General features: G+C 68.8%; 19 protein-coding genes and 1 pseudogene. 12 read left to right on the top strand and 8 right to left on the bottom strand.

Annotated elements, in window-relative coordinates; translation table 11 throughout:
* The first annotated feature begins 12 nt into the window (after window positions 1–12).
* A complete protein-coding gene (locus A5753_RS04950) occupies window positions 13–1224 on the top strand; it encodes a CoA transferase (protein ID WP_067124021.1) in 1212 nt (403 codons plus the stop codon).
* On the top strand, window positions 1218–2531 hold the full coding sequence (locus A5753_RS04945) for an amidohydrolase family protein (protein WP_067124020.1): 1314 nt from the start codon (window positions 1218–1220) through the stop codon (window positions 2529–2531). The genes A5753_RS04950 and A5753_RS04945 overlap by 7 nt, the downstream gene beginning before the upstream one ends.
* A gap of 6 nt (window positions 2532–2537) precedes the next feature.
* Here the strand turns inward: A5753_RS04945 and A5753_RS04940 are convergent, their stop codons facing one another.
* A complete protein-coding gene (locus tag A5753_RS04940) occupies window positions 2538–3437 on the bottom strand; it encodes an alpha/beta hydrolase (RefSeq protein ID WP_067124018.1) in 900 nt (299 codons plus the stop codon).
* Window positions 3438–3616: 179 nt separating this feature from the next.
* Between A5753_RS04940 and A5753_RS04935 the strand changes: the two genes are divergently transcribed.
* The 5 genes from A5753_RS04935 (at window position 3617) to A5753_RS04915 (ending at window position 9075) form a co-directional block, all read left to right on the top strand.
* Complete coding sequence (locus tag A5753_RS04935; protein WP_067124134.1) at window positions 3617–4345, top strand: alpha/beta fold hydrolase; 729 nt, start codon at window positions 3617–3619, stop codon at window positions 4343–4345.
* A gap of 315 nt (window positions 4346–4660) precedes the next feature.
* A complete protein-coding gene (locus A5753_RS04930) occupies window positions 4661–5314 on the top strand; it encodes an SAM-dependent methyltransferase (RefSeq protein WP_067124016.1) in 654 nt (217 codons plus the stop codon).
* 168 nt (window positions 5315–5482) lie between these two features.
* Window positions 5483–6688, top strand: coding sequence for an alpha/beta hydrolase (locus A5753_RS04925; RefSeq protein WP_067124014.1), 1206 nt, complete (start codon window positions 5483–5485; stop codon window positions 6686–6688).
* Between the two features lie 44 nt (window positions 6689–6732).
* Window positions 6733–8142, top strand: coding sequence for a wax ester/triacylglycerol synthase family O-acyltransferase (locus A5753_RS04920; RefSeq protein ID WP_067124012.1), 1410 nt, complete (start codon window positions 6733–6735; stop codon window positions 8140–8142).
* A 141-nt stretch (window positions 8143–8283) separates the two neighbouring features.
* Window positions 8284–9075, top strand: coding sequence for a crotonase/enoyl-CoA hydratase family protein (locus A5753_RS04915; RefSeq protein ID WP_067124010.1), 792 nt, complete (start codon window positions 8284–8286; stop codon window positions 9073–9075).
* On the opposite strand, the gene A5753_RS04910 is transcribed toward A5753_RS04915, so the two are convergent.
* The gene (locus A5753_RS04910) at window positions 9072–9662 is read right to left on the bottom strand and encodes a TetR/AcrR family transcriptional regulator (protein ID WP_067124009.1); all 591 of its coding nucleotides are present in this window, start codon (window positions 9660–9662) and stop codon (window positions 9072–9074) included. The genes A5753_RS04915 and A5753_RS04910 overlap by 4 nt on opposite strands.
* Window positions 9663–9802: 140 nt before the next feature.
* On the opposite strand from A5753_RS04910, the gene A5753_RS04905 reads away from it, so the two are divergent.
* The 3 genes from A5753_RS04905 (at window position 9803) to A5753_RS04895 (ending at window position 12346) form a co-directional block, all read left to right on the top strand.
* Window positions 9803–10303, top strand: a complete 501-nt coding sequence (locus tag A5753_RS04905; protein ID WP_231989993.1) for an isoprenylcysteine carboxylmethyltransferase family protein — start codon at window positions 9803–9805, stop codon at window positions 10301–10303.
* Between the two features lie 208 nt (window positions 10304–10511).
* Window positions 10512–12029 carry a class I adenylate-forming enzyme family protein gene (locus A5753_RS04900; protein WP_067124007.1) on the top strand — a complete coding sequence of 506 codons (1518 nt, stop codon included), beginning with the start codon at window positions 10512–10514 and terminating at the stop codon, window positions 12027–12029.
* A 20-nt stretch (window positions 12030–12049) separates the two neighbouring features.
* Window positions 12050–12346, top strand: coding sequence for a hypothetical protein (locus A5753_RS04895; RefSeq protein ID WP_067124006.1), 297 nt, complete (start codon window positions 12050–12052; stop codon window positions 12344–12346).
* Window positions 12347–12351: 5 nt separating this feature from the next.
* Here A5753_RS04895 and A5753_RS04890 read toward each other — a convergent pair whose 3' ends face one another.
* Both A5753_RS04890 and A5753_RS25030 read right to left on the bottom strand, forming a co-directional pair.
* Window positions 12352–12939 carry a TetR/AcrR family transcriptional regulator gene (locus A5753_RS04890; protein ID WP_067124000.1) on the bottom strand — a complete coding sequence of 196 codons (588 nt, stop codon included), beginning with the start codon at window positions 12937–12939 and terminating at the stop codon, window positions 12352–12354.
* An 89-nt stretch (window positions 12940–13028) separates the two neighbouring features.
* Window positions 13029–13160: a hypothetical protein gene (locus A5753_RS25030; RefSeq protein WP_255361348.1), complete on the bottom strand. Its 132-nt coding sequence runs from the start codon at window positions 13158–13160 to the stop codon at window positions 13029–13031.
* Window positions 13161–13362: 202 nt separating this feature from the next.
* On the opposite strand from A5753_RS25030, the pseudogene A5753_RS24740 reads away from it, so the two are divergent.
* A pseudogene (locus A5753_RS24740) lies at window positions 13363–13548 on the top strand (enoyl-CoA hydratase); the annotation flags it as partial.
* A gap of 76 nt (window positions 13549–13624) precedes the next feature.
* On the opposite strand, the gene A5753_RS04885 reads toward A5753_RS24740, so the two are convergent.
* Both A5753_RS04885 and A5753_RS04880 read right to left on the bottom strand, forming a co-directional pair.
* The gene (locus tag A5753_RS04885) at window positions 13625–15094 is read right to left on the bottom strand and encodes an aldehyde dehydrogenase (protein WP_067123998.1); all 1470 of its coding nucleotides are present in this window, start codon (window positions 15092–15094) and stop codon (window positions 13625–13627) included.
* Between the two features lie 45 nt (window positions 15095–15139).
* Complete coding sequence (locus A5753_RS04880) at window positions 15140–15907, bottom strand: class I SAM-dependent methyltransferase (protein ID WP_067124132.1); 768 nt, start codon at window positions 15905–15907, stop codon at window positions 15140–15142.
* A 65-nt stretch (window positions 15908–15972) separates the two neighbouring features.
* Between A5753_RS04880 and A5753_RS04875 the strand changes: the two genes are divergently transcribed.
* Entirely contained in the window at window positions 15973–17139 is a 1167-nt protein-coding gene (locus tag A5753_RS04875; RefSeq protein WP_067123996.1) for a glycosyltransferase family 4 protein, read from the top strand.
* On the opposite strand, the gene A5753_RS04870 is transcribed toward A5753_RS04875, so the two are convergent.
* Together A5753_RS04870 and A5753_RS04865 are read right to left on the bottom strand one after the other, a co-directional pair.
* Window positions 17119–18837 carry a hypothetical protein gene (locus tag A5753_RS04870; RefSeq protein ID WP_067123995.1) on the bottom strand — a complete coding sequence of 573 codons (1719 nt, stop codon included), beginning with the start codon at window positions 18835–18837 and terminating at the stop codon, window positions 17119–17121. The two genes, A5753_RS04875 and A5753_RS04870, sit on opposite strands and share 21 nt — an antisense overlap.
* Before the next feature lie 21 nt (window positions 18838–18858).
* Window positions 18859–20172 (bottom strand): DUF3068 domain-containing protein, encoded by a 1314-nt coding sequence (locus A5753_RS04865; RefSeq protein ID WP_197694581.1) that lies wholly within the window; start codon window positions 20170–20172, stop codon window positions 18859–18861.
* Window positions 20173–20258: the final 86 nt, after the last annotated feature.

Here is a 20258-nt window from a genome sequence, read left to right as displayed (position 1 = left end):
CACAATGGGGGCGTGAGTTCGGCTTCGTCATTGGGCGAGCCCCGACAGGTCAAAGAGTGGGGGAGCAGCGGGCTGGCCTACTTGACCGGCCTGCCCGACGGTCCCGCCGACTTCTCCCGCGCCAACTTGCTGACCCGCGCGCACCAGGTCGCGACGGCCATCGGCGACCGACTGGATATCGACGTCGACGCGGTGAGCCTGCTGACCGGGCGGGCCGCACTGCTGGGACTGACCCGCGGCGGCCGGGTTTCGCCGGGCGGCGGCACCCGCCTGCTCGCAGCCCGGGACGGCTTTTGGGCCCTCACCCTCTCGCGTGCCGACGACCTCGACGCCGTCCCGGCACTGCTGCAGGTCGGGGTCGATGACGTGGTCGCCGACCCGTGGCCGGTGCTGCAGCGCTGGGCCGCCACCCGTCCGGTGGCCGAGATCGTCGAGCGAGCGCGGCTGCTCGACCTTCCGGCGGCTGCCCTGGGCGAGACCGCACCCGCACCGCCGCGGACACGGGTGAACGGATCGCGGGTGGCGCCGCGCGCGCCGCGGGGTCTGCTGGTGGCCGACCTGTCCTCGATGTGGGCGGGGCCGCTGTGCGGGCACCTGCTGGCCCACGCGGGGGCGACCGTCGTCAAGGTCGAAAGCCCGCGCCGCCCGGACGGGACCCGGGCCGGCAACCGGGCCTTTTTCGACTGGATCAACGCCCAAAAACTCTGTTACGAGGTGGATTTCGATAGCCAAGCCGACGAACTGCGTGAGCTGCTCGCCGTCAGCGACGTCGTCATCGAGGGGTCGCGTCCCGCCGCGCTGGCGCGCCGGGGGCTCGGACCCGATGACGTCGCGCCGCGCCCGGGCCGAATCTGGTTGCAGATCACCGGATATGACGGTCGCCGGCCGGGATTCGGGGACGACACCGCGGTGGCCGGCGGCCTGACCGGCACCAGTGCGGAGGGACCGGTGTTCTGCGGCGACGCCATCGCCGACCCGTTGACCGGGCTGCAGGCAACGCTCGCGGTGGCCGAATCGCTGGGCCGCGGCGGCGGCGAGCTGATCGGCGTTTCCATGGCCGGGGTCGCCGCGACTTACGCGGCCCTGCCGGTCGAGGCGTCGGCATCGCCGGCGCCGGTGTCAGCACCGTCGGCCCCGCCGGCGTCGCGTCCGGCGTCCGCGCCGGGCGGCGACAACGGGGCGGTGCGTCGCCTGGTAAGCCAAAGGCGGGTGTTGTCATGCTGATTCAGCGGGCCACCCTGCTGGACGGGACCACCACCGACCTCCGAGTGGGTGCGCTGATCGAGGAGATGGCGCTGCCGGGCGAGGGTCTGGTGCCCCGCGCGGGCGAGGGCGTGCTGTACGCGGGCGGCGGCACCGTCCTGCCCGGGCTGCACGACCACCATGTGCACGTGCGCTCGGCGGCCTCGGCACTGGACTCGTTCTTCGTCGGGCCGCCCGGGGTCAGCACCGCATCGCAGCTCACCCAATTGCTCGCGAACGCCACCCCGGGACCCGACGGCTGGATTCGCGCTGTGGGATATCACGATTCGGTTGCCGGAGAACTCGATCGGTGCGCCCTCGACGCCATCGTTTCCCAGGTTCCGGTGCGCATCCAGCACCGCAGCGGGGCGCTGTGGATCCTCAATTCCGAGGCGCTGGGCCGCGTCGGCCTGGCCGAACATCCCGATGGGCGGCTGCGCAGCGCCGACCGGGGCTGGTCGTTGGCGCTGCAGCGGCGCGAAACCGATCTGGCCGAATTGAGCCGCCGGATCACCGCGACCGGTGTCACCGGCGTCACCGACGCGACCCCCGATCTCGATGCCGACGACATGGCGTCGCTGACAACGGCTCATCAGTGCGGCGAGTTCCGGCCGCGGCTGAGTTTCCTGTCGCCGGGCAAAAAGATCCTGCACGACGATCGCCTGGACCTCGATGCGCTCACGGAATGGATTGCGCGCCAACATGACAGCGGGCAGCCGGTCGCCGTGCACTGCGTGACCGCGGCACAGCTCGTGGTGGCCATCGCGGCGCTGCGCGCGGCCGGCGGCCATCCGCGGGACCGGATCGAACACGCCGCCGTGGTGCCCGACGACAACCTGGCCGACCTCGCCGACCTCGGGGTCACGGTCGTGACACAACCCAACTTCGTCGCCGAGCGCGGCGACCAGTACCTCGCCGACGTTCCCGCCGCCGAGCACGCACAACTGTGGCGCGTCGCGTCCCTGCGCAACGCGACGGTGCCGGTCGCGCTGTCCACCGACATGCCGTTCGGCCACGGCGACCCGTGGACGGCGATGCGCGCCGCGGTACACCGCACCACGCCGCAGGGCGTCGTCCTGGGAGCACGCGAATGTGTCTCGGCGCGAGAGGCTTTGACGATGTTCTTGGGCCGGGCCGATGAGCCCGGCCGGCCGCGCGCCGTGGAAGTCGGGCAGGCGGGCGACCTGTGTGTGCTCAATGAGCCGCCGGCCGTGGCGCTGGCCGCCCTGGACGCTGGGCTGGTGGCGGCCACCGTCATCGGCGGTGAGCTGGTGTATTTCGCGATGTGAGCCGTGTCAAGCGGCGGGGGCCAAGGCCGCCCGAAGACTGTCGCATTGGCTGTCGAAAAACCGCCGGGACACTTGGGCTTTCGGCATGACCAGGTCGAAACCGTGGAAGGCGCCCGGGATGGTTTCGACCTGGCATGGCACCCCCGCGGCGCGAAGGCGCTCGGCGTATGCCAGGTCTTCGTCGTGGAACAGGTCGTGCGTGCCCACACCGATCCAGGCCGGCGGCAATCCGCTGAGGTCGTCGCGGCGCCCGGGAACGGCGACCTGCGGGTCGGCGTCGCCCAGGTACGCCGCCCAGCCGAACCTGTTGCTGCGGTTGTCCCACAGCCGGTAGTTCGCACTGGGCGCCGTTGCCGAACTGCGGTCGTCGAGCATGGGATAGGTCAGCAGCTGGAACGCCGGGCTCACCTCGGCGCGGTCGCGGGCTAGCAGGGCCAGGGCCGCCGCGAGCCCACCGCCGGCGCTGGCGCCGCCGATGGCGATGCGATAGCGGTCCACCGATGGCAGCCCGGCCAGCCAGGTCAGCGCGGCATAGCAGTCTTCCAGCGGAGCGGGATACGGATGTTTGGGCGCCAGTCGGTAATCCACCGACGCGACGGTGATCCCCAACCGCCTGCTGAACCCGCTACAGAGTCGGTCGTCCTGTTGGGCGGTGCCGATCACGTAGCCGCCGCCGTGAATCCACAACATCGCGGGTGTGGCCTCGGTGGCGTGCGCGGGCCGGAACAGCCGAACGCCGGTCCCGGAACCGAGCGTGATCACCTCGACGTCGGCGACGGGCTTGCCGAGGCGTCCGCGCCACGCCATCCCCACCCGCATCAGCGGCAGGGTCCGGGAACTGACGAGCCTCCGAGGGGCGAAGCGGACGAATCGCCGCAGGTCAGGGTGAACATCGTTGTTCGTCACCCGACAAGTATCACCGACGCGGAAAATCGGGAGACGACGGTGCGCGGTCTGCGGTACGCGCCACGACTTCAGGAGGCAGCGTGACCACCAACAATCCCCGGCTGGCTTCGCGGGTGGTCGATACGGGCCTCGGCGCGATCCGGGTGCAGGTGAGCGAGGGGACCGGGCCCGCCGTCCTGATGTGGCCCAGCCTGTTGATGACGGGCGATTTGTGGGCCGGGCAGGCCGCGCGCTTCGGCGACACCCACCGCCTGGTCCTCATCGATCCGCCCGGGCACGGCGGCAGCGCCCCGCTGCGCGCGATGTTCAGCTTCACCGACTGCGCGCGCTGCGTCGTCGACCTGCTCGACCGCCTCGCCATCGACAGGACACACTTCGTCGGCAATTCGTGGGGCGGGATGATCGGCGGCACCTTCGCCGCCCTATACCCCGACCGCCTCAACCGCGCGGTACTGATGAATTGCACCGCCTCGAAAGCCGGTGTCGCGCAACGGATGCAGTACGCGGCCCTGGTGAGGTTGGCGACGGCGCTGGGTGGGATCCGGCCGCCGCTGACCCGCTCGGCCATCCGCGCCTTCTTGGGGCCGACGACGCTGCACACCCGCCCGGACGTGGTGGACACCGTGCGGGCCAATGTGCAATCGGTGAACACGGATTCGGTCCGCTGGGCGGTGCGCAGTGTGGTTCCGGCGCGGCCGGACCAGCGCGCCCTGCTGGGTCGCGTGACGGCCCCGGTGCTGGTGGTCGCCGGCGCTGAAGACGCGACCTTCCCGGTGGCCGAGACCCGCGCGATGGCCGACTCGATCGGGGGCGCGTCCTTCACCGTGCTCGACGGGGTCGCCCACCTCGCCGCGCTGGAAGATCCCGCGCGGGTGAACGAGCTGCTGGACGCATTCTTGTTTGGTTGATTTGCAATGCCCGCCGATGGGCGAAAGAGCCTGTTGCACAGCATAGTTCGGGCTCTTCGGTTTTGCGTGGCCACGCCGGTCCACCGCCCGTCACGGTCGGTGAGTGAACCACGCCGGGCGCTGCAACGTAGCCGCAGGAAGGGCCTTGGAACAAAGATGGATTAGCCGAGCCACGATCGGGGTATCGAAGCAGCAATGCTGGCGCACGTGCCTGCCGTCAGCTTGTTGGGGTTTGCCGGTGAGTCGCCGCAACGTCCTTCGGGGGGACCGAGCGCCGGCGCGCCGCCCGATCGGCTAGGACGTGAGGGACGTGAAATGCTTGGGCAACTTTACGATCGGGCACTCGGCGGCGAGCGATGTTGGATCCGTCATGAGGACGGCGAACTGCGGCCACTTCCGGTGCACAAATGGTTGGGTGTGCGATGTCCCGGTGATGGTTCTGGTGACGCCTTCGACGAAGTCTTCGACGAAGCCGTCACGCAGATGTGCACCGGGCCGACAATCGAGCTGGGCTGCGGTCCGGGCCGGTTGGTGGCGAGGCTGATCCAGCGGGGCATCCCCGCGCTCGGAATCGACCGGTCCGCTACCGCGATTCAGCTGGCGGGTCGCGGCGGTGCGCCGGCCCTGCTGGGCGATGTGTTCGAGCCGTTGCCGGGAATGGGCCTGTGGCAGACGGTTTTGCTGGTCGACGGCAACGTGGGGCTGGGCGGAGATCCACGACGAATCCTCGGGCGCGCCTTCGAGCTGCTGGCCCGGGGTGGCCGCTGCATTGCCGAATTCGAAGCCGAGGCCATCGGCATCTGCTCGCGATGGGTTCGGTTGGAGGCGGCAGGCGAGATCGGTCCCTGGTTTCGCTGGGCATCCGTCGGGGTGGACAGCGCTGCCGCGCTGGCCGCGCAGGTGGGACTGACGCTGACCGGCGTCAGCCTTGTCGGTGGCCGGGTGATCGCCGACCTGACGGCCAGATAAGCGTGTCGTACACAGCAAAATTCATCGATCGTACGGGACCGCGAAAAGCGGTCCAAACAGCATAAATACCGCTTTCCGCGAGCACACCGGGCAAAGCGCTTTCGCCACCATCGCCGGTTCGACGCAAACGTCAGTTTGCGAATCGCGGCGAGGGGTACAGTCCCCTGCATGACCGTGAGTGGACCGGGCATTACCGATTGCGTCAAATGGTTGCTGCGGGCCCGCCCCGGTGACTATGTGCTGGCGTTGAGTGTGGCGGGGGCTTCGCTGCCCGTGGTCGGCAAGCATCTCGAGCCCCTGGGTGGTTTGACCGCCATGGGTGTCTGGGGAGCCCGCAACGCACCGGAGGTGATCTCCACGGCGACCAAGGGCTGGTTCACCCCGGGGATCAGCGACGTACGCCGCCGCGACCGGGAGAGCACCCAGCAGGTGTCGCTCGCCGCGCTGCGCGGGGTTGTGGCGGCAGCCGATCTCGAGAGGGACTGGCCCGTCGCCGAAAAGACACCGCCGATCTGGGACGGCCTGCGCCAGCGCCGCTATCTGTACCGCCGCGCCGTGCACTACGGCGACCACCCCGATCAGGTTCTCGACGTCTGGCGGCGCAAAGACCTACCCGCGCAACCCGCGCCGGTCCTGATCTTCCTGCCGGGCGGCGCCTGGGTGCACGGCAAGTGCATGGGTCAGGGGTCGGCGCTGATGTCGCGGCTCGCCGAGCAGGGCTGGGTATGCCTGGCGGTCAACTACCGCGTTTCGCCGCACCACCGCTGGCCGCGCCACATCATCGACGTCAAAACCGCCATCGCGTGGGCACGCGCCAACGTCGACAAGTTCGGTGGTGACCGCAATTTCGTTGCGATAGCAGGATGTTCGGCCGGCGGCCACCTGTGCGCGCTCGCCGGGCTGACGCCCGACGATCCGCAGTTCCAGGCGAAGCTGCCCGAGGGTGCGGACACCTCGGTCGACGCGGTCGTCGGGATCTACGGCCGCTACGACTGGGAGGACCGCTCGACGCCGGAGCGCGAACGGTTCGTCGAGTTCCTGGAGCGCGTCGTGGTGAAGAAGTCGATCGCGCGGCGCCCCGACATCTTTCACGACGCGTCGCCGATCGCGCGCGTGCACCGCAACGCGCCGCCCTTCCTGGTCATTCACGGCAGCAAAGACTCCGTGATCCCCGTCGAACAGGCACGCAGCTTCGTGGAACGGCTCCGGGCGGTGTCGCATTCGATGGTCGGCTACCTCGAATTCCCGGGCGCCGGCCACGGGTACGACCTCATCGACGGCGAGCGAGCCGGTGCCGCCGCGCACGTCACTTCGCTGTTCCTCAACCAGATCTACCGCACCAAGACACGCGTCGGGGCAAAAGAGGTCATCTGAGCCGCCGCCGCTGAGTATGGTCCCTCTATGGGCAAGGGGCAGCGGTGAAGAGGCTTAGCGGGTGGGACGCCGTACTGCTGTACAGCGAAGCGCCGAACGTCCACATGCACACCATCAAAGCGGCCGTTATCGAGCTGGACGCCGATCGCCGATCGCTGGACGTCAACGCGTTTCGGGAAGTCATCGCCGGGCGGCTGAACAAGCTCGATCCGTTCTGCTACCAGCTTGTCGAGGTGCCGTTGCGCTTTCACCACCCGATGTGGCGGGAGAACTGCGACCTCGACCTGGACTATCACATTCGGCCCTGGCGGGTGTCGCCACCCGGGGGGCGCCGCGAACTGGACGAGGCCATCGGGCAAATCGCCAGCACGCAACTCGATCGCAGCCGTCCGCTGTGGGAGATGTACTTCGTGGAAGGCTTGGCCAACAACCGGATTGCGGTCGTCGGCAAAATTCACCACGCCCTCGCCGACGGCGTCGCGTCGGCGAACCTGATGGCCCGGGGCATGGACCTGCAGCCCGGCCCGGAGGGCGGCCCCTACGTCTGCGACCCGGCTCCCACCACCCGCCAGTTGATGGGCTCGGCATTCGCCGACCACATGCGCCATGTCGGAGCGCTGCCCCGCACCATCCGCTACACCGCCCAGGGACTGGGCCGGGTCCGCCGCAGCTCGCGCAAACTTTCCCCGGAACTGACGCGGCCCTTCGAGCCGCCGCCGACCTTCATGAACCACAAGATCACCCCGGAACGGCGGTTCGCGACCGCCACCCTGTCCTTGGCCGACGTCAAGGAGACCGGTAAGCGGCTTGGGGCGACGATCAACGACATGGTGCTGGCCATGGCGACCGGCGCCCTGCGCACCCTACTGTTGCGCTACGACGGCAAGGCCGAACCGCTACTGGCTTCGGTGCCGATGAGTTTCGACTTCTCGCCCGAACGGATCTCGGGCAATCGCTTCACGGGAGTGCTGGTGGGCCTGCCGACCAATTCCGATGATCCGCTGGAGCGGGTGCGGTGCTGCCACGAAAACGCCATCGCCGCCAAGGAAAGCAACCAACTGATGGGGCCGGAACTGGTCAGCAGGTGGGCGGCCTACATGCCACCCGCGCCCACCCAGGCTTTCTTTCGGTGGGCCTCCGGTCGGGACGGACACAACAAGATCCTCAACCTGAACATCTCCAACGTGCCCGGCCCAAGGGAACGCGGCCGGGTGGGCGGGGCGCTGGTCACCGAGATTTATTCGGTGGGCCCGTTGACCGCCGGAAGCGGCCTGAACATCACCGTGTGGAGTTACGTCGATCAGCTCAACATCTCGGTGCTCTCGGATGGCTCCACGCTTGAGGACCCGCACGAGGTTTCCGAGGCCATGGTCGCCGACTTCATCGAGATACGCAGGGCCGCAGGGCTTTCCGAGCACCTTACGGTCATCGAAGCGGCGATGGCTCCGGCGTGATCGACACGAGATTCCTAGCCGCTGCGCCTTGGCGGTAAGGCGAATCTCTGCGGGGCGTTAACGCCATTTCCGCCGACCGTTACCATCGGTCCGACAGGAGCTATCTCAAAGCCACCGATCCGGGTAAGGAGCCGCGGCACCGTGAGCAGTGGAAACCAAGAGGCCGGCACCGACGAACCCGAAGTTCTGGTCGAACAACGGGATCGAATCCTCATCATCACGATCAACCGGCCCAAGGCCAAGAATGCGGTCAACTCCGCGGTGGCCAATGGCCTGGCCGCCGCCGTGGATCGGCTCGACGACGAGACCGGCCTCTCGGTGGGCATCCTCACCGGGGCGGGCGGTTCGTTCTGCGCGGGCATGGATCTCAAGGCTTTTGCCCGCGGCGAGCTCCCCATCGTCGAGGGCCGCGGCATGGGCTTCACCGAGCGTCCCCCGGTCAAGCCGCTCATCGCGGCGGTGGAGGGCTACGCGCTGGCCGGCGGCACCGAGCTGGCGCTGGCCACCGACCTGATCGTGGCCTCGAAGGACTCCGCGTTCGGCATTCCCGAAGTCAAGCGTGGGCTGGTCGCAGGCGGTGGCGGGCTGCTGCGGCTGCCGCAGCGCATCCCCTCCGCGATCGCCATGGAACTGGCGCTGACCGGTGAAAACCTCAGCGCGGAGCGCGCGCACGCGCTGGGCATGGTCAACGTGCTGGCCGACCCCGGCACCGCGCTGGACGCCGCGATCGAGCTGGCCGAAAAGATCGCGGCGAACGGGCCGCTCGCGGTGGCCGCCACCAAGCGGATCATCGTCGAGTCCCGCGGCTGGAGCCCCGACGAGATGTTTGCCGAGCAGAACAAGCTGCTGACTCCGGTGTTCTCCTCCAACGACGCCAAGGAAGGCGCCATCGCGTTCGCGGAGAAGCGCCCACCCAAGTGGACGGGCACTTAATCGGTCAGATAGCGCTGCAGCGTCGGGCCCAGCCAGCCGACCAGGTCCTCGACGGTGGTCGACGCGAGTGGCTCTATCTTCAGCTGGTAGCGCGCGAAAGCGAGCCCGGCCAGGTGGCTGGCCACCAGCTCGACCCGTAGCTCGGCATCGGCCACCCCGAATTCCGCCGCGACCCGCTTGGCGATTGGGCCGGCGAGGCTGTCGTGCAACACCTTTCGCGCCTCGGGGTGGATCGCCGCCGAACGCCACAGCGTCAGGAACGGCTCGAAGACGGCGCCTTCCTCCCAGTGCTCGAGGAAGCGCCGCACCAGCCTTTCGCCGATCCGTTCGGTCCCCTCGTCGAGCAGCGTGGCCAGCTGATGCAGCGGGTGCTCGGAGCCGGTCAGCGTGGACACGGTGAACAGGCCTTCCTTGTTGCCGAAAAAGTAGTAGACCATCGCGACGTCCACACCGGCGTCGGCCGCGATCGTGCGGACGGTGGCCCGCTCGTACCCGTCGCGCATGAAGCGTTGGCGCGCCGCGTCGATGATGCGCTGTCGGTTCAGTTGACCGGTGCGCCACCGGCCGGCGCGCCGCGCTCCTGGCATGCCCGCCAGAATACTTCAACAAGCGTTGGCAAATGCCCTCGTGCGGCGTACGTTAGTTGTTGAACGGAGGTTGAAGTATCTGACGGAGGAGGTCTTCCATGGTGACGAGCACGCGACGACGCCTATGGTGGCGACACCTGATGTCTGTCCTGCTGTTCCCGGTGACGGTGACGCTCGTGGTGCCGGCACTGATCGTCTTCCCGGCAGGCGTGCGCGCGCCGCACTTGGATGCCGCGCTGACGGTCGGGCTGATCACTGTCGGCTCCTTACTGATCGCCGCCGGCGTGGCCCTGATGATCTGGACAAACGTGCTGTTTGACCGAGTGGGCGAGGGGACGCTTGGGCTGGGCAATGTCATGGGAGAGCCGGTGCATCTGGTCGTCCGGGGCCCCTACCGGCACGTGCGGAACCCGATGATCACCGGTGTGCTGTGCATCCTGCTCGGCGAGGCGGCCGTCACCGCGTCGGGCTCGCTATTGCTCTGGTTCGCAATCTTTTTCACGTTCCAGGCGATCGGCATTCGGTTCTGGGAGGAGCCCCACCTCACCAAGCGCTATGGCTGTGAATACGTCGACTATCGGGTCAACGTGCCACGCTGGATCCCGCGAGTCTCGGCCTGGGATCCGCCCGTTCGTCGCTGAAGCGGTAGCTGATCGCCCGGCAGTGGTCGAAATTCGGGTTGCGTGTTTTATCCCTGCCGAGGAGGGCTCAAAGGGCATGTCATCAGCGCCGACGGACCCGCCGTGACCAGGGCACCTGTCGCGCGGCAAGCTCGGCATCGGGGGACAATCCGGCTGAGTTACACTGCAGGCGAGATTTGTAAAGGGCCGGAATCGAGAAAGATCGAGGATGAGCATTTCGTTGCTGCTCGAGATGGCCGCGTCGGGCAACGCGGAGCGCACCGCGGTGGTGTCCGGAGACCTGCGGCTGACCACGCAACAGCTCAGCGATCTTGCCGACGGCGGCGCAGGCGTGATCGCCGGGTCGAACGCCAAGCATGTGGCATACGTGGGCACCGGCGGCGCGATGCTGCCGGTGCTGATCTTCGCCGCGGCGCGCGCCGGGGTGGCCTTCACGCCGATCAATTACCGGCTCTCGGCGGACGGCATCCAGGCGCTGATCGAGCGGCTACCCGAGCCGTTGGTGATCGTCGACAGCCGCTACCGCGACGCGGTCGGCGGTGTCTCGGGCAGGATGATCATCTCTGACAACTTCCTGGCGGCCGCGCGCACCGCCGAACCCGCGGCGGAGTTTCCCGATCCGGACGCCGTGGCCATCGTGCTGTTCACCTCGGGCACCACGTCGCAGCCCAAAGCCGTCGAACTCTCCCACAACAATCTGACCAGTTACGTCACCGGGACGGTGGAATTCGGGGCGGCCTCCGACACCGACGCCGCCCTGATCTGCGTGCCGCCGTATCACATCGCCGGCGTCAGCGCCGCGCTGTCCAATCTCTATGCCGGCCGCAAAATGGTCTACCTGCCCAATTTCGATGCGCAGGAATGGGTTCGGCTGATCAACGCCGAGAACGTGACCACCGCGACGGTGGTGCCGACCATGCTCGACCGCATCATCACCGTGCTGGAGAACGGCGACGGGGCGGCCATTGAGCTGCCGTCGCTGCGCAACCTGGCCTACGGCGGCTCCAAGGTCGGCCTGCCGCTGGTCCGTCGTGCGCTCGAGTTGCTACCCGACGTGGGCTTCGTCAACGCCTACGGCCTGACCGAGACCAGCTCGACGATCGCGGTGTTGACCCCCGACGACCATCGCGCGGCGCAGGCCGCGGATCGGCCCGATGTCGCCCGCCGGCTGGGCTCGGTGGGCCAAGCGGTGGCCGGCATCGAGCTGCAGATCCGCGACGAGGCCGGCAATGTGCTGCCGCCGGGTGAGACCGGCGAACTGTTCGTGCGCGGCGAGCAGGTGTCGGGACGCTACACCGGGATCGGCTCGGTGCTCGACGAGAACGGCTGGTTCCCCACCAAGGACATCGCCATGCTCGACGACGAGGGCTACCTGTTCATCGGCGGGCGCAGCGACGACACCATCATCCGCGGCGGTGAGAACATCGCGCCCGCCGAGCTGGAAGAGGTCCTGGTCGAGCACCCGCACGTGCATGACGTCGCCGTGGTCGGTGTCGAGGACCCGCAGTGGGGCCAGGCGATCGTCGCGGTGGTGGTGCCCGCGGCGGGCGTGGAGCCCGATCCCGAAGAATTGCGCGAATTCGTCCGCAAGAGTTTGCGCGGATCGCGCACCCCCGACGAGGTAGTGTTTCGCGACGAGCTGCCCACCACAGCCACCGGCAAGGTGTTGCGGCGGGAAATCATTCAGACCCTCACCGGATTGCGCGCCGCACCGGCCCAGCAGTAAGCGATCAAGGACGGAAATCAATGATCAAGAACGGAACTCGTCTCGCGAGCCAGGTCTGTGACACCCAGGTGATCGTCGTCAGAAGCGCCGACAGCCTGGACGATCTGCGGTGTGGGGGTGCGCCGATGGTGCCGGTCGGTGGCGAGCGGTCGGGTGAACTGGACCCGGCATTCGCCGACGGCACGGTCATGGGCAAGCGCTACGTCGACGAAACCGGTGCCGAGGTGCTGGTGACCAAGCCGGGTGCGGGGAGCCTGAGCATCGGGCAGACCGCACTGCAGCTCAAAGAGGTCAAGCCGTTACCGGCCAGCGACTGAGCGGCTCACCGCGCGGCGCCCTGCTTTCCCGAAATCTTATTGCGCGCAACGAATTCCTTTGCCTTGATCAGGAATTCGAGCTGCTCGACCACCTGGTGTAGCGGGCCCGCATTACGCGTGGAGCGGGAGAGCACGATGGCACCTTCCAGCGCGGCGATCGACATCACGGCCAGCGACGCGGCATCGGCGTGGTCGAAGCCGTCGTTGACGAACGCGCGGGTGAGCGCGGTGCACCAGCGGCCCAGGATGGCGCCGGCCTCGGTGGCGAGCTTGGGGCCGTCGTCTTCCGAACAGCCGATCGCCGCCGCCACGACCGGACAGCCGGCGGTGAACCCGCCGTCGAGGAGCAGCCGCTCCCAGAATGCGACGAATTCCCGCAACAACACCCGGGCGCCGCGCCCGGCGGCGTCGTCGATCATGGCCGTGATCGAGTCGCCGGAGTAGCGCAGCGCCTCCGTCAGGATCTGATTGCGTCCGTCGGGAAAGTGGTAGTAGACCGAGCCGCGCGGGGCGCCGCTGCGGGCGAGCACGGCGTCGATGGTGACGCCCGCTGCTCCGCGTTCGCGCATCACCTCGGCGGCGCTGGCCAACATCTTCGTCCGGGTGCCGCCGCGTTTTGTCGAGACTTGCTCGGGCGCGGCTTTACCGATAGCCGCCACTGACCTACCTCCTGTGGCTGGGGTCATGCAGCGTGCGAGTGCCGCATCGCCGGCCAGTGCATGTGGCGTGGGCCGAAGCGGAATGTGCGGCGCCGCAAGTCAGGCATCTCGCGGGTGAATTGATAGCCGGCGACGTTGAGTTCGATGATCCACATGATGTTCTCCCGGCCTGTGTGCGGCCCTTGATTATGCTATGAACCATATAAGACACCCGTAAATTAATCCATTCCTCAGGTGGAGTGTGACGTACGTCGCATTATTCGGAGACCCGCGCCCCCGATCGTTTCTTGCGGTGGCGTAAATAGGCCATAATTATGCTGTATTGCATAATTTGTACGTCTCCGCTTCACTTGGCGGATGGATAGCAACCCTGAGCCCTCGCCCTTACCGAAGCTGGACACCGTGGCACTGCAGCGCGACGGGCATGTCCTACTCATCGGGCTGAACCGGCCGCACAAGCGCAACGCGTTCGACCGCGCGATGCTGGCCGACCTTTCCCGCGCCTACGGTCTGCTGGAGTCGGATCCGTCGGTACGGGCCGGCGCGCGGCCCGCTTCGTCGGGCGCTAGCCCGCTGAGCGTAACGGCACGGTCACGCCACGTTCGAGGTGATGAAGGCCCTAGCTCTCGACGGTGTAGCCCATCGGCATCAGCACGCTCTTCTGCTGCGTGAAGTGCTCGACACCCTCGGGCCCGTTCTCGCGGCCGATACCGGAATTCTTGTAGCCGCCGAACGGGCAGCACGGGTCGAACGCATACCAGTTGATGGCGTAGGTCCCGGTGCGGATCTTCTCCGAGATCTCGATGCCCTTGGGGATGTCGGTAGTCCACACGCTGCCGGCCAGGCCGTAGGCCGAGTCGTTGGCGATCTTGATCGCGTCCTCTTCGGTGTCGAACGGGATGATGCTCAGCACCGGCCCGAAGATCTCCTCCTGGGCGATCGTCATCTTGTTGTCGACGTCGGCGAAGACGGTGGGCTGCACGAAGAATCCGTTGTCCAGACCCTCGGGACGGCCACCGCCGCAGACCAGCCGGGCGCCTTCTTCGATGCCCTTGGCGATGTAACCCTCCACGCGGGCGCGCTGCTTCTCCGAGATCAGCGAACCGATTTGGGCGGCCGGGTCCGACGGCGGTCCGACCGGCAGGGCCTGCACGAATTGACTTACCGCGTCCACGATTTCGTCGTAGCGCGAGCGGGGCGCCAGGATGCGGGTCTGACCCACGCAGGCCTGCCCGGTGTTCATGATTCCGGAGAACACCAGCATCGGGATCGCCGACGCCAGGTCGACGTCCTCGAGGACGATGGCGGCCGACTTACCGCCGAGCTCCAGCGTGCACGGCTTGAGCATTTCGGCGGCGCGCCGGCCGATCTCCTTGCCGACACCGGAGCTGCCGGTGAACGTGAACAGGTCGACGTCCGGGTTGGAGGTCAGCGCCTGGCCGGTCTCGATACCGCCGGGCACCACCGACAGCACGCCCTCGGGCAGGCCGGCCTCGACGAAGATGTCCGCCAAAGCGTTTGTGGTCAAAGGTGTTTCGGCGGCGGGCTTGAGCACCACGGTGCAGCCGGCCAACAGCGCGGGGCCCAGTTTGTTGACCGCCAGGAACAGCGGCACGTTCCAGGCCACGATCGCGCCGACCACGCCGATCGGCTCGCGGTGCACGATGGTCTGGCCGTAGGAGCCGTTGCGGATCTCGCGCCACTTGACCTGGTCGACAGCCGGGCCGGCGAAGAAGTTCATCGCGCCCATCGAGCCCATCCAGTGCATCGTCTCGATGGTGGTCGGCGGCTGGCCGGTCTCGCCGGCGAGCAGCGCGCTCAGCAGTTCCTTGCGCTCCTCCATCAGCTTGGCGGCATTGGCGATGACGGCCGCGCGTTCCTTCGGCGGCGTCGTGGGCCAGGGGCCATTGTCGAAGGCGGCGCGGGCCGCGGCGACCGCGGCGTCGACGTCTGCCGCCGCTGCCAGGGGTGCCTTGCCGAAGTACTCGCCGGTCGCCGGACAGCGCACCTCGATCACCTCGGAGGTCGACGGCTCCGTCCACTTGCCGCCGATGAAAAGCTTGTCGTATTCGGTCTTGATGTCGCCCATGGGCGCCACCCTACCCAAGCCAGAGCAAAACGAGAACACGTTTCACTATTGGGGTTGCAGGGCCAGCACCAGATTGCTCACCAGGAACTCCCGCAGCACCGGCACACCCGTCAGCCACCATGCCCATCGTGGGTGGTAGCGGGGAAATGCGGCCACTAGGGCCCCGGTGTTCTCGGCCCAACTCAGCCCCTCGGCGGTTGATACGGCGAACAACGACGACCCGTAGTCGTTTTTGGGTCGGTGGCCGTGCCTGCGGGCGTAGCGCTCGGCGGCGCGGGCGCCGCCGAGGTAATGGGTCAGACCCGTCTCGTGGCCGCCGAACGGCCCCAGCCAGACGGTGTAAGACAGCACGGCCAGCCCGCCCGGCTTGGTCACCCGCAGCATCTCGGCGCCGAGCTGCCAGGGCCGCGGCACGTGCTCGGCGACGTTGGAGGACAAGCAGATGTCCACGGAGTCCCGGGCGAAGGGCAGCGCCATTCCCGAGGCGCGCACGAAGGTGCCCGTCCCCCGGGCGACGGGGGGCCCGGCCGCATGCATCTCGCTGGTGTCGGGTTCGACCCCGACATAGCGCAGGCCGGCATCGGTGAAGGCCGCCGCGAAGTAGCCCGGCCCGCCGCCGACGTCGAGCAGCGTGCGGCCGGAAAGCGGGCCGCCGTGAACCGCCCGCCACAGGTCGCTCACCATGGCCGCGGTGTCGGCCGCCAGCGCGCCGTAGAAGCGGGCCGGATCCGCCTGCTCGTAGCGAAACTCCGACAGCAGCCGCACCGAGCGGGCCAACGTTGCCCGTCGCGCGAAGATGTCGGTGGCCGCCACCGGCCACACCCTACGGATGTGTGGCGCTGCCCGATGCACATCATCGCCGGTTAGGCTGACGACCAATGTCTTCCTTGCGCTCCGTGCTGCTGCTGTGCTGGCGCGATACCGGACACCCGCAGGGCGGCGGCAGCGAAGCCTATTTGCAGCGCATCGGCGCGCAGCTGGCCGCATCGGGAATCGCCGTCACGCTGCGCACCGCCCGCTATCCCGAAGCGCCGCGCCGCGAGGTCGTCGACGGCGTGCGGATCAACCGGGCCGGCGGCCGCTACTCGGTGTACGTCTGGGCGCTGCTGGCGATGGGCTTGGCCCGGCTGGGGCTCGGGCCGCTGCGCGCGGTGCGGCCCGACGTGGTCGTCGACACCCAGAACGGCCTGCCCTTCCTGGCCCGGCTGATCTACGGCCGCCGGGTGGTGGTGTTGGTGCACCACTGCCACCGCGAGCAGTGGCCGGTGGCCGGGCCGGTGCTCGGCCGGCTCGGCTGGTTTGTCGAGTCGACTCTGTCGCCGCGGGTGAACCGGCACAACCAGTACGTCACGGTGTCGCTGCCGTCCGCGCGCGACCTGGTCACCCTGGGTGTGGACGGCGCGAAGATCGCGGTGGTGCGCAACGGTCTGGACCGGGCGCCGGAGCAGTCGTTGTCGGGCCCGCGCTCGGCGACGCCGCGGGTGGTGGTGCTGTCGCGGCTGGTGCCGCACAAGCAGATCGAGGACGCCCTGGAGGCGGTCGCGCGGCTGCTGCCGCGGATCCCGGGCCTGCACCTGGACGTCGTCGGCGACGGCTGGTGGCGCGAGCGGCTCGTCGAGCACGTGCGGCGGCTCGGCATCGGTTCGGCGGTGACGTTTCACGGGCATGTCGACGACGTGACCAAACACCATGTCCTGCAAGGGGCCTGGGTACACCTGCTGCCTTCACGCAAGGAGGGCTGGGGTCTGGCCGTCGTGGAGGCGGCCCAGCACCGGGTGCCAACCATCGGCTACCGCTCCTCGGGCGGCCTGTCGGACTCGATCGTCGACGAGGTCACCGGGATCCTGGTGGACAGCCACGCCGAGCTGGTGGACCGGCTCGAAGAACTGCTCGCCGACTCGGTGCTGCGCGATCAACTGGGCGCCAAGGCGCACACCCGCAGCGGTGAATTCTCCTGGACGCAGAGCGCGGACGCCATGTGCGGCGTGCTGGAAGCCGTACTGGCCGGCCGTACCGTCAGCGGGCTAGTCACCGCGCGGGACTGAGCGGGCGCGGCGGCGCCAGGCCCCGATCATCGCGCCGGCGCCACCGCCGATCAGCATCGCCAGCCACGCCAGATGGGCGACTAGCGTCGCCGTCCGCCGCCCGGCCGCCGCCCCGGCGGTCTGCCCGCCGATCCGGTAGAGCGCAATCTGGTGGTCCCGATAGACCGGGGCCAGCGCGTTCAGGGTGCGCGCGGCCGCCCCCATGTCACCCGCGCTGTCGGATTCGACCACCAGCCAGCCCACCCCTGCCGCGGCCAGCGCCGCCGGATCGGGCCCGGACAGCAGGAACTCCTGAACCGCCCGAGCGTGCGCTCCCTCCCCGGCAATGGTCGTTCCCGAGATCACCAGGTCACCGGTGCTCAGCACGTCGGCGCGCACCCAGCGGGGCAGCGGGTCCAACACCGGCGCGGGCCCCGACCAGGGGAACAGCCGCATGGTGCCGGCGGGCAGCACCGCGACCGCACCCGGCTGGGCGTCGATCGTCGTGGCTACGGCGGTCCAGCCGTGCGGATAGCGCACCGGCGCCACCTTGCCGAACACACCCCAGGCCAGGTCGGGCAGCGCCAGCAACAGCGTCAGGCAACAGACCAGCGCCGGGGCGGCGGTCCCGGAAAGCCGCAGCCACCGGCGCAGCGTCACCACCGCACCGGCACCCGCCAGGGCGTAGCCGGGCACCGCCAGCGCCACCCATTTCTGGCCGTCACGCAGCACCCCGAAGCCTGGCAGGGCGTCGACCACCGTGCTCAGTAGCTGCAGGCCGGGGCCGGTCGCCAGCACGGCCGGGACGAGCACGGACATCACCGCCAGCACCAGCAGTGGCACAGCGGCGGGGCGCCGGATGACCGTCGGTAGGCCAGCCGCGACGACGCCCAGCAGCACCACCGCCGAGAACACCGCGAAAAGCGTTGTGCGCGAACCCGGTACGGCATCGCCGTTCCAGATGCCGCCGAGGCTGGCCAGGCTGGCCAGGGTGCCCAGCCCGGGCTCGGCGCGGGGCGCGAACGCCTCGACCCCGAGCCGATTGGCCGCGGTGTGGGCGGTCAACGACGAGCCCATCGCCGACGCCGTCAGCCAGGGCAGCGCCGCGACCAGCGCGGCACCCAACGCCGCCGCGGCGCACCACCGGCGCGGCCGGCCGGTACCGGGCGCCGCCACGCAAACCAGCGCCACCGTCGCGGCCAGCAGCAGCCCGGTCGGGGTCAGCCCGGCCAGCGCGATCCAAAAGGCCAGCCCGCAGAATCCGAACAGGCTCGCCGCCGTCGTCCGCAGCGTGAGCATGGCCGCGGCCACCCAGGGCAGGCAGCCGTAACCGACCAGCAGGCTCCAGTGTCCCTGCAGAAGCCGTTCTGCGACATAGGGATTCCAGATTGCCACGGTGGTGCCGACGAACTGGCCGGAAGCACCCGCGCAGGGCAGCGCGACCGCGACCAGCCGGGCGGCCCCCCACCCCGCCAGCCACAGCCCGAGAACGAGCAGGATCTTCACCACGACGCCGCCGTCGACCAGATGGGAGGCCAGCGCCACCGCGAAATCTTGGGGGGTGGCGCGTGGCGCCGACGTCAGGCCCAGCGCGGTATCGGACAGATACGACCGCGGCGTCGACACCGCGTCGCGCAACAGCAGGTACCCGGGCACCAGCAGCGGCCCGACCACCAGCAGCGCCAAGACCAGTGCGTACCCGGGCCGGGTCCAGCGCACGGTTAATGCATCCGAGCCGGGCTATTCCCGGTCGTGCGGGCCGGGCGGATGCGGCTCGGCCGGCCCCGCCGCGGTGGGCTGGTCCGGGTCGGGCGACCCGGGTGGGCTCGGCGGGACAGGTGGTTCGGAGCCGGGCGGACCGGACTCCTGACGCGCCTCGGGACGCTGGGTGGGCAGCTTCTCGGTCTCGGCTTCGGCCCCGGGCACCGGTTCCTCAAGGCCGCTGCGGCCGAAGAAGTCCTGGTCGCCGCGGTCCAGGCCGGGGTCGGTCAGCGCGCTCTCGCTGCGCAGGCTGAACGAGGCGAGCAGCCCGCCGCCGATCAGTGCGATCAGGCCGACCGCGGTGAACGTGATCGGCAGCACCCGCGACCACAGCGCCAGCCGGTCGCGCTCATCGCGGGCGGCGTTGACCTGGGATTCGACGGTGTCTTCGTTCGAGGTGACCTTGTAGTCGGCCAGGGTGAGCTCCGGCTTGAGCGGGTCGCGGGCGAAATAGTGGTCGGCGTGCTCGGTCTGCTTGACGATGGTGCCCGAGACCGGGTCCACCCAGAAGGTGCGCTGCGCCGCGTAGTAGCGGGTCATGGTGATCTGCTCGTTCGGATCGCCGCCCTGGACGCCCCACATCGACGCCGACGTGGTCTGCTTGGCGTCCTCGTTGCCGGCCAGCAGCGACGGGTACGTCACGGGGGCCACCAGTTTGCCGTCGGAGTTGTAGCCGACGTTCTGGGTGAACTTGTACGTGGCAAGCCCATTGACGTCTTCCTGGGCTTCGTAGTTGACGTCGAACGCCTTCTGCGCGATCGCATCGAAGTAGGGATAGGTCTTCTTCTCGGTGTTGAACGGGAACCGGTAGGACAGCCCTTCGTGCCGCAGCGGCATCGCGGTGGGCGGGTTCTCGTCGTTGACGGCGCGTGGCTTCTGGACCGAGCCGCCGGCATGGGTGTCGTCGGAGACGGCCAGCGCGGTCTTGCGGTTGAGCGTGACGGTGTCGACGATCGCGAGCAGCAGCCCGCTGTCCTTCTGCTTGTCGGTTCGCCGCAACGAACTGCCGACCTGGAGCGTGACCACGTCGGCGTTGGCGGGGGACTCGACGCTGATCTGCTGCTGAGAGACGAGCGGCACGTTCTGGTTGACGACGACGTGGTCGGTCGACAACGACGAAGAGTCGAGTGCCGTCCCCGTGCCGTCACCGACCAGCGTGGCATCGATGTCCAGGGGAACCTTGGTGATCCGGCTGGTGGTGTACGTCGTCAGGAGCAGCGCGGCGATCAGCAGGGCAGCTCCGAGGCCGATGATCCCGCATGCGGCGAACCGCAACATGACTGCTCGGTTCACGTCGCTGTGCCCTCCTCGATTCCTTGCTTCATCAGCCGCGACCCGACCCGAGCAGCAGCCCGGGGCAAACTCGTTCGACCCTAACA

The sequence above is a fragment of the Mycobacterium sp. 852002-51971_SCH5477799-a genome, from assembly GCF_001667145.1.
In the GTDB taxonomy this organism is placed as follows: Bacteria; Actinomycetota; Actinomycetes; order Mycobacteriales; family Mycobacteriaceae; genus Mycobacterium.
The sequence above is the reverse complement of the archived record's forward strand: the minus strand, read 5'-3'. Positions and strand labels throughout refer to the sequence as shown.

Excerpts from the sequence above, each read along its gene's own strand:
- A5753_RS04945 (WP_067124020.1), top strand. The coding sequence starts at position 1,218 with ATGCTGATTCAGCGGGCCACCCTGCTGGACGGGACCACCACCGACCTC.
- A5753_RS04935 (WP_067124134.1), top strand. The coding sequence starts at position 3,617 with ATGTGGCCCAGCCTGTTGATGACGGGCGATTTGTGGGCCGGGCAGGCC.
- A5753_RS04930 (WP_067124016.1), top strand. The coding sequence starts at position 4,661 with ATGCTTGGGCAACTTTACGATCGGGCACTCGGCGGCGAGCGATGTTGG.
- A5753_RS04925 (WP_067124014.1), top strand. The coding sequence starts at position 5,483 with ATGACCGTGAGTGGACCGGGCATTACCGATTGCGTCAAATGGTTGCTG.
- A5753_RS04910 (WP_067124009.1), bottom strand. The coding sequence starts at position 9,662 with ATGCCAGGAGCGCGGCGCGCCGGCCGGTGGCGCACCGGTCAACTGAAC.
- A5753_RS04905 (WP_231989993.1), top strand. The coding sequence starts at position 9,803 with ATGTCTGTCCTGCTGTTCCCGGTGACGGTGACGCTCGTGGTGCCGGCA.
- A5753_RS04900 (WP_067124007.1), top strand. The coding sequence starts at position 10,512 with ATGAGCATTTCGTTGCTGCTCGAGATGGCCGCGTCGGGCAACGCGGAG.
- A5753_RS04895 (WP_067124006.1), top strand. The coding sequence starts at position 12,050 with ATGATCAAGAACGGAACTCGTCTCGCGAGCCAGGTCTGTGACACCCAG.
- A5753_RS04890 (WP_067124000.1), bottom strand. The coding sequence starts at position 12,939 with ATGTTGGCCAGCGCCGCCGAGGTGATGCGCGAACGCGGAGCAGCGGGC.
- A5753_RS25030 (WP_255361348.1), bottom strand. The coding sequence starts at position 13,160 with ATGTGGATCATCGAACTCAACGTCGCCGGCTATCAATTCACCCGCGAG.
- A5753_RS04885 (WP_067123998.1), bottom strand. The coding sequence starts at position 15,094 with ATGGGCGACATCAAGACCGAATACGACAAGCTTTTCATCGGCGGCAAG.
- A5753_RS04875 (WP_067123996.1), top strand. The coding sequence starts at position 15,973 with ATGTCTTCCTTGCGCTCCGTGCTGCTGCTGTGCTGGCGCGATACCGGA.